Annotated in this window: 13 protein-coding genes and 1 pseudogene; 5 read left to right on the top strand and 9 right to left on the bottom strand. The window is 64.3% G+C overall.

What is annotated here, in order from left to right:
* Window positions 1-7: 7 nt before the first annotated feature.
* The 5 genes from FXB40_RS09490 to FXB40_RS09470 all read right to left on the bottom strand — a co-directional run bounded on the left by FXB40_RS09490 (window position 8) and on the right by FXB40_RS09470 (window position 5560).
* Complete coding sequence (locus FXB40_RS09490) at window positions 8-979, bottom strand: MBL fold metallo-hydrolase (protein ID WP_148771944.1); 972 nt, start codon at window positions 977-979, stop codon at window positions 8-10.
* 130 nt (window positions 980-1109) lie between these two features.
* Complete coding sequence (locus FXB40_RS09485) at window positions 1110-2012, bottom strand: carbohydrate ABC transporter permease (RefSeq protein ID WP_148771943.1); 903 nt, start codon at window positions 2010-2012, stop codon at window positions 1110-1112.
* Window positions 2005-2961: a carbohydrate ABC transporter permease gene (locus FXB40_RS09480; protein ID WP_148771942.1), complete on the bottom strand. Its 957-nt coding sequence runs from the start codon at window positions 2959-2961 to the stop codon at window positions 2005-2007. The genes FXB40_RS09485 and FXB40_RS09480 overlap by 8 nt, the downstream gene beginning before the upstream one ends.
* 120 nt (window positions 2962-3081) lie before the next feature.
* Complete coding sequence (locus FXB40_RS09475) at window positions 3082-4425, bottom strand: ABC transporter substrate-binding protein (protein ID WP_148771941.1); 1344 nt, start codon at window positions 4423-4425, stop codon at window positions 3082-3084.
* A gap of 91 nt (window positions 4426-4516) precedes the next feature.
* On the bottom strand, window positions 4517-5560 hold the full coding sequence (locus tag FXB40_RS09470; RefSeq protein ID WP_187436754.1) for a C-terminal binding protein: 1044 nt from the start codon (window positions 5558-5560) through the stop codon (window positions 4517-4519).
* A gap of 259 nt (window positions 5561-5819) precedes the next feature.
* On the opposite strand from FXB40_RS09470, the gene FXB40_RS09465 reads away from it, so the two are divergent.
* Window positions 5820-7505 (top strand): methyl-accepting chemotaxis protein, encoded by a 1686-nt coding sequence (locus tag FXB40_RS09465; RefSeq protein ID WP_148771939.1) that lies wholly within the window; start codon window positions 5820-5822, stop codon window positions 7503-7505.
* Window positions 7506-7625: 120 nt separating this feature from the next.
* Here the strand turns inward: FXB40_RS09465 and FXB40_RS09460 are convergent, their stop codons facing one another.
* Both FXB40_RS09460 and FXB40_RS09455 read right to left on the bottom strand, forming a co-directional pair.
* Window positions 7626-8603, bottom strand: a complete 978-nt coding sequence (locus FXB40_RS09460) for a Bug family tripartite tricarboxylate transporter substrate binding protein (RefSeq protein ID WP_148771938.1) — start codon at window positions 8601-8603, stop codon at window positions 7626-7628.
* Between the two features lie 98 nt (window positions 8604-8701).
* Window positions 8702-9637 (bottom strand): DMT family transporter, encoded by a 936-nt coding sequence (locus FXB40_RS09455; protein WP_187436753.1) that lies wholly within the window; start codon window positions 9635-9637, stop codon window positions 8702-8704.
* A gap of 105 nt (window positions 9638-9742) precedes the next feature.
* On the opposite strand from FXB40_RS09455, the gene FXB40_RS09450 reads away from it, so the two are divergent.
* Window positions 9743-10132 (top strand): DUF1330 domain-containing protein, encoded by a 390-nt coding sequence (locus FXB40_RS09450; protein ID WP_187436752.1) that lies wholly within the window; start codon window positions 9743-9745, stop codon window positions 10130-10132.
* 14 nt (window positions 10133-10146) lie between these two features.
* Here the strand turns inward: FXB40_RS09450 and FXB40_RS09445 are convergent, their stop codons facing one another.
* Window positions 10147-10752 (bottom strand): TetR/AcrR family transcriptional regulator, encoded by a 606-nt coding sequence (locus tag FXB40_RS09445; RefSeq protein WP_148771936.1) that lies wholly within the window; start codon window positions 10750-10752, stop codon window positions 10147-10149.
* Window positions 10753-10818: 66 nt separating this feature from the next.
* Between FXB40_RS09445 and FXB40_RS09440 the strand changes: the two genes are divergently transcribed.
* Window positions 10819-11223, top strand: coding sequence for a hypothetical protein (locus FXB40_RS09440; RefSeq protein ID WP_148771935.1), 405 nt, complete (start codon window positions 10819-10821; stop codon window positions 11221-11223).
* A 7-nt stretch (window positions 11224-11230) separates the two neighbouring features.
* Here FXB40_RS09440 and FXB40_RS09435 read toward each other — a convergent pair whose 3' ends face one another.
* Complete coding sequence (locus FXB40_RS09435) at window positions 11231-12163, bottom strand: DMT family transporter (RefSeq protein ID WP_148771934.1); 933 nt, start codon at window positions 12161-12163, stop codon at window positions 11231-11233.
* Window positions 12164-12534: 371 nt separating this feature from the next.
* Here FXB40_RS09435 and FXB40_RS09430 point away from each other — a divergent pair, with 371 nt between their 5' ends.
* Both FXB40_RS09430 and FXB40_RS09425 read left to right on the top strand, forming a co-directional pair.
* On the top strand, window positions 12535-13827 hold the full coding sequence (locus tag FXB40_RS09430) for an adenylosuccinate synthase (protein WP_148771933.1): 1293 nt from the start codon (window positions 12535-12537) through the stop codon (window positions 13825-13827).
* Between the two features lie 37 nt (window positions 13828-13864).
* Window positions 13865-14209: pseudogene (locus tag FXB40_RS09425) on the top strand (hypothetical protein); the annotation flags it as partial.
* Window positions 14210-14242: the final 33 nt, after the last annotated feature.

The raw sequence follows: 14242 nt of genomic DNA, 5'->3' as shown, positions 1-14242 counted from the left end.
TTGTGTCTCACACGCCTTCATAGACCAGTCTGGTGAAGAAGCCGGGGTCGATGACAAACTGGCCGAATTTCGCGTCGAACGCTGCAGTCGGCTTCGCGGCAACCGTCTCGTCGCGCGTTTTTCCCTGTTTCTTGAGATTGCCGACATTGTCCCGGATCGCGACCAGCATGTCGCGGAATTCCTGGAGCTCGGCCTTGTTGCTGACGGGTTTGCCGTGGCCGGGAATGATGATGGTGTCGTTCTTGGCCACGGCCAGATTGGCGTCGGAGGCCGCGATCATGCCGTCGATGCTGCCGCCGGTCGAATAGTCGATGAAGGGATAGATGCCGTTCCAGAAGGTATCGCCGACATGAAGGACGTTGGCCTCGGTGAACATCACCGAAATATCGCTGTCGGTATGCGCAGGCCCGTAATGTTTCAGGGCGATCGAGGCGCCGTTGAGCTTCATGCTGTGCTCCTTGGCGAAGACCTCGGCGGGCACAGCACCGGCGGGAGAGGCAAGGAAATTGTAGTCCCAGTCTTCGACCCGCTGAACGCCGGCGAGATGTTTGCGGGTGTTTTCGTGGGCGACGATCCTGGCGCCGGCCGCGTGCAGCCATTCATTGCCGTCGGCGTGGTCGAAGTGCCAATGCGTGTTGATGAGATGCGCGATTGGTTCGCCACCGAGCTCAGCCAACGCCTTGCTGAGCTGAGGGCGCGAGACGCCGATTCCTGCATCAACCAGAAGCTTGCCGTCAGGTCCCGTGAGGACGGCAATGTTGCCGCCGGATCCCTCGAGCACGCTGATATTGTTGCGGAGCTTGTATGTCGTGATCGGTGAAGTGGCCGCGCTGTCCTTGATCAGGCTGACAAGGCCGCGGGCTTCGGCGTAGGCTTGTCGAGGGCTGAGCCAGCCCGCCGTGGCGGCGAACGCAGCACCGCCAACGCAACACAGGCAGAAGCCACGTCGGGACATTGAATGGAGGTTTGACGATGCCATGCGATGCTCGCTTTCTGGAGCGAGTATCGATTGCGGCCACGGTCGCTCCCCGTTGGCGCGAAGGTGCGACCAAGGCAGGACGCAGTCTATCAGGATTGCACGATCGGCCGCGCTCGCGCGCAGTAACGGGTTACTCCTTCACCGCGCCGGTCAGCGAGGACACGTAATAGTCCACGAACAGCGAATAGAAGATCGCAACCGGCAGCGAGCCGAGCAGCGATCCGGCCATCAGTGCGCCCCACTGGTAGACGTCGCCGGTGACGAGCTCGGTCAGGATCGCGACCGGCACCGTCTTGTTGGCACCGCTCTGGATGAAGGCGAGCGCGTAGATGAACTCGTTCCAGGACAGCGTGAAGGAGAAGATGCCGGCCGAGATCAGGCCGGGCACCGCGAGCGGCAGCGTGATCCGCCGCAGGATCTGGAGCCGGGTCGCACCGTCGACCAGCGCGCATTCCTCGAGCTCGTAGGGGATCGACTTGAAATAGCCGATCAGCAGCCAGGTGCAGAACGGCACCAGGAAGGTCGGATAGACCAGGATCAGCGCCAGCGGCGAGTCGAACAGGCCGAACTGCACCACGACGGTGGCAAGCGGGATGAACAGGATCGACGGCGGCACGAGATAGGCGAGATAAATCCCGAGGCCGACATAAGGACTGCCGCGGAAGCGAAGCCGCTCGATGGCGTAGGCCGCCAGCGTGCTCGCGATCAGGGACAGGGTGGTTGCTCCGATCGCGACCAGCATCGTCGTCCATAGCCAGCGCGGATAGGCGGTGTCGAACAGGAGGTGCTTGATATGCGCCAGCGTCGGCGAGGTGATCCAGAACGGATTGTGCTCCTTGTAGTTCATCAGCTCGGCGTTCGGCTTGAACGACGTGATCGCCATCCAGTAGAACGGAAACAGCAGGATCAGCACGAAGCAGCCGAGCGGCAGATAGATCATCATCAGCCGGCGCAGCCCGGAATCCCAGGCCATGGTGTCGGGCGCCGCTTTTGCGTTGGCCACAGTGGAGGCTTGCGCGACGGTGTCAGTCATTGCTCTCTCCCTGCTGCCATTTGCGGCGCGCCAAGCCGAAATAGGAAAACAGCGTCGCGAACACCAGGAACGGGATCATCGACACCGCGATCGCGGCACCTTCACCGAGCTCGCCGCCGGCGATGCCGCGCTGGAACGCGAGCGTCGCCAGCAAATGCGTCGAGTTTCCCGGACCGCCGCGGGTGATGGCGTAGACCAGTTGGAAGTCGGTGAAAGTGAAGATGATCGAGAAGGTCATGACGATGGCGAGGATCGGCATCATCATCGGGAAGGTGATGTAGCGGAAGCGCTGCCAGGCGCTCGCGCCGTCGAGCATGGCAGCCTCATAGAGCGAGGGCGAGATGGTTTGCAGCCCCGCCAGCAGCGAGATCGCGACGAAGGGAATGCCGCGCCAGATGTTGGCGGCGATCAGCGAGAACCGTGCCGGCCAGGGCGAGCCGAGGAAGTCGATATTGCTCGTGCGCCAGTGCAGCACGTCGACCAGCAGATAGGAGATGATCGAGAATTGCGGATCGTAGATCCACCAGAATGCCAGCGCGGAGAGCACCGTCGGCACGATCCAGGGCAGCAGGATGATCGCGCGCAGCAGGCTCTTGAACGGAAAATGGTTGTTGAGCAATAGCGCAAGCCAGAAGCCGAGCGCGAACTTCCCGAAGGTCGCGATGCCCGTGTAGACCACGCTGTAGAACACCGCGTTCCACCACAAGGGATCGGTGAGCAGGTACTGGAAGTTCTCCAGGCCGATGAACTCACCCTTGCGGCCGATCGTGGTGTCGGTGAAAGCGAGCCAGAGGCCGAGCCCAAGCGGATAGGTCAGGAATACCGCGAGCAGCCCGATCGCGGGCGCGAGGCACATCACGACCAGGAATGGCTTGTAGTCGAACAGGCGCACCAGCCAGTTCGGTTGCCGCTGGACGAGGGCGAGGGGGGGAAGTGTGGTCACGGACATCGGGTCGGCGTCCTGTCTGGTATGTCACCTCGTCATCGCGAGCGAAGCGAAGCAATCCAGTCTGTCTCTACAGCTGCAGTCTGGATTGCTTCGTCGTTTCACTCCTCGCAATGACGGCCGCTACTTCTGTCGCCTGAAATACCGCTTGCAGCGCTGCTCGGCTTCTGCGGCGGCGGCCTCCGGCGTGGCCGCGCCGGTCGCAACCGACGCGAACATCTGGATCAGCACGTAGTCGGCGCTGACGGCGCCGGTCGCCGTCGAGATCGGTCCCGCATAGCCGTCGTAATAGGTGCTGTTCATGGTGTCCTTGAACAGCTTCACCTTGGGGTCCTGCGCCCACACGGCGGCCTCGGCATAGGCCGCCAGCGGCTGCGCCCAGTAGCCGGAGTTGGCGTTGAGCCACGGCTCGTACTGGTCCTTTTCCAGCATGTACTGCAGGAAGGCCTTTGCGGCGTTGGGGTACTGGCTGTGCTTGAACACCATGGCATTCAGCGTTAGGCCCGCCATCGGCGAGACCTTGGCCACGCCCTTCGGCAGCAGCTGATGCTCGCTGTCGTCGGCGATCGCCTTGGTCGCCGGGTCGTTCTTCAGCGAGAAATACAGCGAGACGCCGTTGGCCGTCAGCGCGATCTCCTGCGCGGCATAGGCGCGGTTGTTGCTGACGTCGTTCCACGACGTCGTGCCGGCGATGAAGGTCGGGTAGAGCTGCTTGACCCAGTTCAGCGCGGCGATCGTCTCCTTGCTGTTGATGATGACGTCGCCCTCTTCGTTGAGCAAGGCGGCGTTGTGCGACCACAGCGCCCAGCTCGCAAAGCCGTTGCCGTCGCCCTTGGCGTTGCCGAGCGCGAAGCCCGCCGGCTTGCCGGCCTTTTGCAGCTTCTGGCAGAGGTCGAGGATGCCGGCATGGTCTTCCGGCACCTTGTCAAAGCCGACCGATTGCAGGATCGACTTGCGGTAGATCAGGGGACCCGCAGTCGCGCCGAACGGCAGGCCGATCCAGGTGTCGCTCTTGTTCTTCTTGCCGTAGCGCTGCGCCAGCGGCAGCCAGCCGCCGTAACGCTTGCCGGCATAGTCGGCGACGTCGGTCAGCTCGATCAGCTTGTCGACATAAATGTGCGGTGCATCGGAGAAGCCGATGATGATGTCGGGGCCGGCGCCGGAATTGGCGGTGACAGCGGTCTGCTGGTTGATGTCCTCCCAGCCGACGAAATCGACCTTGACCTCGACGCCGGTCTCCTTGGTGAACTTGGCCGCATTGGCGCGGAACACGTCCTCGTCCGCCTGGACGAAGCGCACCGGCCGCAGCATGCGCAAGCTTGCGCCTTTCTCGATCGGCAGTTTCGGCCCGGGGACGTCGGCAGCCTTGATCGCGGATTGAGCGTGCGCTGCAACACCAGTGGCAGCGACCGTTGCAGCGGACAGGCCCAGCGCCAAGGCATCACGACGTGTGATGTCGTTCCTCATCAGTTCCTCCCTATGATGTCTCCCTTCCCGGCGTTGATCGCCGGTGAAGGGCCGTTTCGGTCTTTCGGCGCGCTCTTTGCGGCCAGCCGCCTTAGCTGTTCGGGCCGCGGTCCATGCCGACAGGTTGCCAGCGGCGGAGCGCGGTGTCTTGCAGCACCGACGGGTTCACGCAGCTTACCGGCCACATGCCCTGAAGCACCAGTGACAATTCGTAGCCCACCCGGCGCTTGCGCGCCTCGTCGAACCGTGCCGAGGCCGAGGCGACATGGGCGGTCAGGGTCACGTTCTCCATGCTCAGGATGGGGTTGTTGTGCGACGGCGGCTCCTTCTCCAGCACGTCGAGCGCGGCATGCGCGATCCAGCCTTCCTGCAGCGCCTTGATCAGGCTCTCCTCGTCGACGGTGGCGCCGCGCCCGGTATTGATGAAGACCGAGCCCTTCTTCATCTGCCGAAAATGCTTCTCGGTCAGCATGTGATGCACTTCGGGCCGGGCAGGCGCGTGCATCGAGACGAAGTCGGATTGCGACAACACTTCGTTCAACGTCGCCGGGATGACGCCGTGGTCCCACATCAGCGTTTCCTGGATGAAGGGATCGTAGGCCATCATGCGCAGGCCGAACGGCGCGGCGCGCTTCGCAACTGCACGCGCGACGCGGCCGAACGAGACGAAGCCGAGCGTCTGGCCCATCAGCCGCGGGATCTTCAAGAGCGCCGGTCGGCCCTCGGCCCAGCGCCCGGTACGCACCATCCTGTCCTGCTCGACCAGGCGGCGGAAGCCGGCGAGCAACAGCATCATGGCGTGGTCGGCGACTTCCTCGATGAAGGTGTCGGGGATGTTGGTGACGGGAATGCCGCGCGCGGTCGCCGCTTTCACGTCGACGCTGTCGACGCCGACCGAGCCGAGCGTGATGACCTTGCAGCTCTCCAGCGCGTCGATGATGGTCTTGGTGATCGGGATGCCCTTGGCGTAAATCGCGTCGGCATTCTTGGCGGCGGCGATGAACTCCGCCTCGTTGGCCGGCGCCTCGACGATCTCGGCATCGATCGGATCGAGCGCCTCGCGCTCGTAGGAATAATCGCTGCCCGCGACCGTGAAGCTCGCGCCCTTCGGCGTCACCACCCTGTATTTCGGCATTTCCTGCTCCCGATTTGGTTTGTCGGTTCTTGTTGTGGCCCGCACCTTTGAGCGGGCCTTTGCGTCTTTTACGCGAAATCGGCGCGTCCGCGTACAATCGCCGGTTGCCGGCTGACGATTATTTGCCGTTTTTGCCGGCATCGTCCGGGCTTCTACGGAGGCGTGTAAGTAACTTGCTAAGGGGTCTGACACTAAAAGTTGATTCAATTTCGATCCATTCACTCGCGCGCCCGCATCTCTTTTCCCCGGAGCCCACCCCGTGAAGTTGAGCAATCTGAAGATCGCGCCCAAGCTAGGCATCCTTGTCGGCGTCACCTTGTTCGGCCTGTGCATTTCCGGAGTTCTCGCCGGCTACCTGATGAAGCGCGAGATGGTGAATGCACGCATCGACCAGACCAAGTCGATCGTCGATCTTGGTCGCAACTACGCGGCTGCGTTGAAGAAGCGCGTCGACGCCGGCGAGCTGACGAAGGATGCGGCCATGGCCGAGCTTCGCCGCTACGGCAATGCGATGACCTATGACAACGGCTCGGGCTATCTGTTCGGCACGTCCTATGACGGCATCACCCAGCTCGCGCCCGATCCGAAGCAGATCGGCACCAACCGCATGGACGTCGTGACCAACGGCCGCAAGCTGTCGGTCGAGCTGATGGACGGCGTCAAGGCCAACGGCTCGATCCTGCTGTACTATGAATATGTGAAGCCCGGTCAGGAAACGCCGATCCGCAAGATTGGTTACGCCGTCGCCGTTCCCGGCTTCGACATGTATCTCGGCACCGGCGCCTATCTCGAGGACATCGACCAGAAGATGGGCCCGGTCTACTGGCTGCTCGGCTTTGCCATGCTCGGCATCGTCATCGTCGCCGGCAGCGTCGCCTGGATGATCGGCCGCAGCATCAGCCGTCCGCTGGCCCTGCTCGGCACGCGCATGAAGGATCTCGCCGACGGCAAGCTCGAGGGTGACATCCCCGGCGTCGGCCGGGGCGACGAGGTCGGTGCGATGGCTGCGACCGTCCAGATCTTCAAGGACAATGCGGTCCGTATCCGCGACCTCGAGAAGACCGAGGCCGAGGCCAAGGAGCGTGCCGCGGCGGAACGTCGCAATGCGATGGAGGGCATCGCCAGCGACTTCGAACGCAGCGTCAACGGCATCGTCCGCTCGGTCTCCTCGGCTGCAACGGGCATGCAGGCCACGGCGCAGTCGATGACCGCGACCGCCAGCGACGCCTCGTCGCGGGCGGCAACGGTCGGTGCGGCCTCGCAGAGGGCTTCGGGCAATGTCGGCACGGTTGCCGCCGCCGCCGAAGAGCTGTCGAGCTCGGTTGCGGAAATCTCCCGCCAGGTGACGCGCTCGACCGAAGTGGCGAGCCGCGCCGTCAGCGACGCCGAGCGTACCAACGCCACGGTGCAGGAGCTCTCGACCGGCGCCGAGAAGATCGGCGAGGTGGTCAAGCTCATTCATTCGATCGCGGCGCAGACCAATCTGCTCGCGCTCAACGCCACCATCGAGGCGGCGCGTGCCGGTGAATCCGGCCGCGGCTTCGCCGTCGTCGCCTCCGAGGTCAAGGCGCTGGCCAACCAGACCGCCAAGGCCACCGAGGAAATCTCCGCCCAGGTCGCGGCGATGCAGACCTCGACCAGCGATGCGGTCGCAGCGATCGGCGGCATCACCCAGACCATCGCCGAGATGAGCGAGATCACCGCCGGCATTTCGTCCTCGATCGAGCAGCAGGGCGAGGCCACCCGCGAGATCGCCCGCAACATCCAGTCGGTCGCGGCCGGCTCGAACGAGATCAACGCCAATATCGGCAGCGTCACCTCGGCCGCGGAAGCGACCGGCAGTGCGGCCAGCGACGTGCTGACCAACGCCCGCGAGCTGGACAGCCAGTCCGGCGCGCTGCGCAGCGCGGTGGACGGCTTCCTCGCGAAGGTGCGTGCGGCCTAACGCCTTGCGCTGAATTCGTAGGGTGGGCAAAGACGCGAAAGCGTCGTGCCCACCTTTTCCTTTTGAGTGCGTGATGATCGACGGTGGGCACGCTTCGCTTTGCCCACCCGAGAGACCGTTTTACTGCTTCTCGATCCCTGCGTCCCGGATCAGCCGCTCCCACAGCACCAGCTGCTCGTTCACGAACGTGCCGAGCTCCTCCGGCGTGCCGGAGAAGGCGTCCATGCCGAGCGTGGCGAGCTGGGCCTTGATCTCAGGCTTCTCGACGATCTTGCGGATTTCGGCGTTGAGCCGCGTCACGATCTCCTTCGGCATGCCGGCCGGGCCGAAATAACCCTGCCATGACGAGATGTCGAAATCAGGCACGCCGGCCTCCTGCATCGAGGGAAGACTGGGGATCAGCGGCGTGCGGTCCTTGGTGGTGACGGCAAGCGCCCGCAACGCATTGCCCTGGACATGCGGCAGGCCGGTCAGGATGTCGACGAACATCATCGAGACGCGGCCGCCCATGACGTCGTTGAGCGCCGGCGGCGAGCTCTTGTAGGGCACATGCAGGAGGTCGAGCCCCGCATTGTGGGCGAAGGTCGCGCCCGAGACGATCGCCGAGGACGAGCCCGAGGCGTAGCTCAGCTTGCCCGGAGTGGCCCTGCCGTAGGCGACGAGCTCGCCGACGGTCTTGGCCGGCACGTCCGGGTGGATCACCAGCATGAAAGGCAGATCGCCGGTGCGCGCGATCGGGGTGAAATCCTTCACCGGATCGTAGGTCAGGCTCTTGAGCAGATAGGGATTGGCCGAATGTGTGGTGTTGGTCGTCACCAGCAGCGTGTAGCCGTCAGGCGCGGAGCGCGCGACATAGGTCGCGGCGATCATGCCGTTGGCGCCCGCCTTGTTCTCGATGACGATGCCGACGCCGAGCGCCTGCGACAGATGCTGCGAGATCAGCCGCGTCGTGGTGTCGGTGCCGCTGCCGGCCGCAAACGGCAGCACCAGCGTGATGTTGCGGCTCGGCCAATTATCGGCCTGCGCGGCGGATGCGGCAGCGAGACACAGCGCGGCGGCGCCGGCGGTGCGCAGGACGCGCAAAAGCGAAGACAGCATGTTCGGACGTTCCCTCTTTTTTCGTTGGCGGGGAACCTAGCGTCTCCTCGTTGAAATCGGAAGGTGCGAGTTTGTCGCCCAGTCTCCGCTGCGCGGAATTACTTCACCGCCGAGCCCTGGCGCGAGGCGATGACGACACCGGCGAGCACCAGTGCGTAGCCGATCAGGTGGAACGGCTGGAGCTTTTCGCCGAGCAGCAGGATCGCCATCGCCGAACCGAACACCGGCACCAGATGGAAGAACGGCGCGGCGCGGTTCGGCCCGATCAGCGCGACGCCGCGGTTGAAAAACAGATAGGCGAGCGTCGAGGGGAAGATCAGGATGTAGCCGAGCGTCAGCAGCGTCACGTTGTCGAATTGCATGACATTGCCGGACCGCACCTCCCAGATCGCCGTCGGCAGCAGCATCAAGGCGCCGCAGCAGGTGGTGAAGGACAGAAACGACAGCTGATGAACTTTTGGCCGGCGCGGGATGAAGGCGGAGTAGATGCCGAACGCCACCAGCGAGGAGGCGAACATGATGTCGCCCCTGTTGAACGAGATGCTCGCCAGCGCCGCAAGATCGCCGCGCAGGATGATGATCAGCACGCCGAGCAGCGAGATCGCGATGCCGGCGAGTTGACCGCGGGTCAGCCGCACGCCGAACAGCACCAGCGACCACAGCGCCACGAACAGCGGTCCGGCCGACTGGATCAGCAGCGCGTTCAGCGCCTCGGTGTATTGCAGGGCCCAGTAGGAGATCGCGTTGTTGAAGGCGAAGCCGACCAGCGACAGGAACAGCATCAGTGGCAGGCTTTTGCGCAAGGCCGGCCAGTCGCGCTTCAGATGCGGCCATGAAAACGGCAGCAGGATCAGGAACACGCCGAACCAGCGGATCGTGGTCACCGTCAGCGGCGGCACATGCGCGCCGACATGGCGCGCAAGCACGATGTTGCCGGCCCAGAACAGCGAGCTCAGGCTGAGCAGCAGATAAGGCTGGTTGTTGAGCCAGCTGGCCGGACTCGAGGCAGGTGGCGCGGGCGAGGCAATCGTCATTGGCGTCACATACGACCTTGCGCCGGATTGCCGTCGTGACACAAGTCACGCCGCCGCAATGCTACAATGCAGGCGCAACCCGGGGAGGTGCCTTTGGCGGTCAATATGTTGAACATTGTGGGCCTGGAACGGCTCGACCGGCATGCGCCGGTGGTGATGCTGAATCTGATGCGCTTTCACGCGCGCTCGCGCGACGGTGACGGCTCCGGCTGGGACGCGTATCTGCGCTACAGCGCGATCACCGTGCCGATGATCAAGGCGCGCGGCGGCACGCTGTTGTGGACCGGCGAGGCCAAGGCGATCGCGCTTGGTCCTCACGACGGGAATGAGTGGGATTTCGTCGCGCTGGTCTATTATCCGACGGTTGCGGCGTTCCTCGACATGATGACGTCGGAAGCTTACGAGACGCAAGCCGACCCGCATCGCGTCAACGGCTGCGCCGAGCACGTCATCATCGCGACGAGTGAGGCGTACAGTAAGTTCAAGACGAAGTAGCGCGCGCCGCGAGGTTACTTCAGCCCATCGATGGCGGCGTGACACGTCGTCTGCAACAGGCGGCAGACGTCCTCCGTCGAGCGCTGCGGGCTCAATGCTGCAAAGGTCGGATAGCTCGTCAGCACGAAGATGAGATCGACCGCATCGTGCACGGCGCGCCTGGTCGCGCGCTTGTCGGCGATACGCGACAGCAGTTCGGTCAGTAGCTCCCGGCGCCGTTCGTTGCGCTCGATCAGGGAGTCGCCGAATTCGGGATCGGTTGCCACAGCCTGGTTGAGCCCGCCAATGGCAGGATCGTGTGACCAGAAGGTGCAGAAGATTTCGATCACGCGATCGACCGCGGCGCGCGGGTCCGCCATCGTCATCACGCTGGCCAGCTCGAACAGGCCGCCCTCGCGCGCGATGTCGTCGAATACGGCCTCGAGCAATCCGCGCCGCGATCCGAATTGGTTGTAGACGGTCAGCCGCGTGACGCCGGCCGCCTTCGCCACCACGTCGAGGGAAAAATTCGCAATGCTGGCGTCCTTGCGCAGCAAGCGCGCGCCTGCCGCGATGATGCGGCTGCGAGTCTCCGCCGTAGCGGTGGCCCGCGCCGAGCTCACATAATTGCGCTTTGGCATCGCCTTGCCATGCCCTTAAATTGGATATACATTATGTATATCTAAATTGGAAAGCCGGAGCTTGCCATGCAGACTGCCCTCGTGATCGCCGTGTCGCTTCATGTGTTGTCGTCCGTGTTCTGGGCAGGATCAAGTTTCGCGTTAGCGCGAACCGGTGGCGCCGCTGGGGAGCAACTCGTGTTTCCACAACTCGGCGCAGCGACGATTGCGATCCTGACCGGGGGCTATCTCGGCCATCTCGTTCACGCCGGCAGCTTCGGCACGACGGAGCAGGTGCTCGCGCTGGGTGCGGTCTGTGCGCTGATGGCCGTTGGGATTCAGGCCGCGACCGGTCCCCGCGCGGTTTTCACCTTGCGCCGTGGCACGGGCGATCTTGCAAATGTTCGATCGCGCATTGCGACCGCACAGCGCGTCGCGGCCGGACTGCTCGGCATCACTGCGCTCTGCATGGGTGCCGCGCGTTACATCTGAGAGGGGGCTACGTCGCCTGCTTCCTCGACGCCACGAACACGCCCGACAGCACCAGGGCAAAACCGATGAAGTGGAAGGCCTGTGGGTGCTCGCCCAGGAAAGCTATCGCCATGATCGAGCCGAACACCGGCACGACGTGGAAGAACGGCGCGGCGCGGTTGGCGCCGATCAGGCGGACGCCGCGGTTGAAGCAGAGATAGGCGAGCGTCGAGGGAAACACCGCGACATAGAACAGGGTGAGCAGGTTCGGCCCGTCGAGCTTCATGACGGGGCGCGCCGACAATTCCCAGATCTCCAGCGGAATGAGGCAGGCGGCACCGGCGCCGAAGGTGAAGGCGAGGAACGACAGGCCGTGGATCGGCGGCCGCTTCAGGGTCAGCACCGAATAGAGCGCGAAGATGATCAGCGCGACGATGAAGATCAGGTCGCCCTTGTTGAAGGCGATGTTCGACAGCGTGGTGATATCGCCATGCAGCAGGATGATGAGCACGCCGCACATCGATAGAGCCACGCCGAAGGCCTGCGCCGCGGTGAGGCGGATGCCGAGGATGACCAGCGACCACAGCGCCACGACCAAGGGTGCCGCCGACTGCAGCAGCAGGGTGTTGAGCGCCTGGGTATGCTCCAGCGCCCAATATTGCAGGGTGTTGAAGGCGCCGATGCCGGTGATCGACAGCACGATCATCAGGCCGAGTTTCTCGCGGATCGCGGGCCAGTCCTGGGCGAGATGCTTCCAGGCGAACGGCAGCACCAGCAGGAAGGCGAAGGTCCAGCGCAGGAAGGACAATGTCACCGGCGGGATGTGGCCGGCGGCGAGGCGCCCCACGACCGCGTTGCCGGCCCAGCACAGCGCGGTGATGCCGAGCAGGAGATAAGGCTGGTTGGCAATCCAGTGCTGGCCGGATGTGTCGGCGCTCGTGGTCTGGCCGGTGGCGGACATTGTGATTGTTATGGCCCCGCGGTGGAATGCACCAAGGCCACCAGCCCGGCGGCATCCGGGCCGGTCGAAACCCGGCCCCGTTCAAAGACACGGAAATCGAGGCTGCATCAACGGGGGTGGGCGCATCGCGACCATGCAGCGGCCGACGCTGTGCCTAGCGCTTTGGTCGAGGTCAGTGCATGGCCTTGGAAGATTTCCGGATTTTCCGGGGATATCAAGGGCTTGGATCGGGCATTGGGTCCTCAAAAAGCCCGCTTCTTGCTTGCCTAGAGAGGCTGCTTCCTTTATCCGGTTGGCTGCCCCGCATACGAACGGCTCCAAGCCGGGAATTGGGCTGGGCGCATCTAAATTCTTCGAAGGATTACCCGCGAATGGCCAATGTTGTCGTCGTCGGCGCCCAGTGGGGCGACGAAGGAAAGGGCAAGATCGTCGACTGGTTGTCGGAGCAGGCGGACATCGTCGCGCGCTTCCAGGGCGGCCATAATGCCGGCCATACGCTGGTCATCAACGGCGAGACCTACAAGCTCGCGCTGTTGCCCTCGGGCGTGCTGCGCCCGTCGAAACTGGCGGTGATCGGCAACGGCGTGGTGTTCGATCCGCAGGCCTTCCTCGACGAGGTCGCCAAGCTGCGCGGCCAGGGCGTCGCGGTCGGCCCGGAGAATTTGCGCGTCGCGGAGAACGTGACCCTGATCCTGCCGCTGCATCGCGAGCTCGATGCGCTGCGCGAATCGTCCAATTCGGCGACCGCGATCGGCACCACCCGCCGCGGCATCGGACCGGCCTATGAGGACAAGGTCGGTCGCCGCGCGATCCGGCTGATGGACCTCGCCGACCTCGACACGCTCCCGCACAAGATCGACCGGCTGCTTGCGCACCACAATGCGCTGCGTCGCGGCCTCAACCTGCCAGAGTTCGACGGCAACGAGATCCTGAAGGAGCTGACCGCGTTCGCGCCGCAGCTGCTGCCCTACGCCGAGACCGTGTGGCGTCTGCTCGACATCGAGCGGCGTGCCGGCAAGCGCATCCTGTTCGAAGGCGCGCAAGGTGCCCTGCTCGACGTCGACCACGGCACCTATCCCTATGTCACCTCGTCCAACACGGTGGCGGCGCAGGCCGCGACCGGAACGGGCATCGGTCCGGGCGGGGTCGGCTACGTGCTCGGCATCTGCAAGGCCTATACGACCCGCGTCGGCCAGGGGCCGTTCCCGACCGAGCTCTTGAACGAGATCGGCGAGGAGATCGGCCGTCGCGGCCGCGAGTTCGGGGTCAATACCGGGCGCAAGCGCCGCTGCGGCTGGTTCGACGCCGTGCTGGTCCGCCAGACCGTGCGGACCTGCGGCATCAACGGCCTGGCGCTGACCAAGCTCGACATTCTCGACGGCTTCGATTCGATCGAGGTCTGCGTCGGCTACAAGCTCGACGGCAAGGAGATCGATTATTTCCCGGCCGGCGAGGGCGCCCAGGCCCGGGTCGAGCCGATCTGGGAGACCATCGAGGGCTGGAAGGAGCCGACCGCGGGCGCGCGGTCCTGGGCCGACCTGCCCGCCCAGGCCATCAAATATGTCCGCCGGATCGAGGAATTGGTGGGGTGCCCGGTCGCACTTCTTTCCACCAGCCCCGAACGCGAGGATACTATCCTGGTGCAAAATCCGTTTGAGGCTTAACGATCTCTTACCAGGCCGCGGATATAGTTGAGTAGAAATGGCTGATTACTATCCGCTGATCGCCCGTGCTATTGCCGCCCTGGACCCCAACGCTCCCGGCGAAAGCCGGCGCGCGCTCTATGAGCGGGCGCGCACGGCCCTGATCGCACAGCTGCGCAGCGTGCAGCCGCCGCTCTCCGAATCCGAGATCACCCGCGAACGGCTGTCGCTGGAAGAGGCCGTCCGCAAGGTCGAGTCGGAAGCCGCCCAGCGGGCCCGCGAGGCCTCGCGCCCCGGTGGCGGCGCTCGCAGCGGGAGCGGCAGCGGCGATGCGTTCCGCCGGGCCAGCGCCCGCGCAGCCGACAACAACCCGACCGCATCTCCTCAGCCGGCTGCGCCGCCGCTGTCTCTTATACACATCTGACGCTGCCGACGA

The organism is Bradyrhizobium rifense (assembly GCF_008123425.1).
Taxonomy (GTDB): Bacteria; Pseudomonadota; Alphaproteobacteria; order Rhizobiales; family Xanthobacteraceae; genus Bradyrhizobium; species Bradyrhizobium rifense.
Note: the sequence above shows the minus strand (reverse complement) of the source record. Positions and strands in the feature narration are given on the sequence as shown.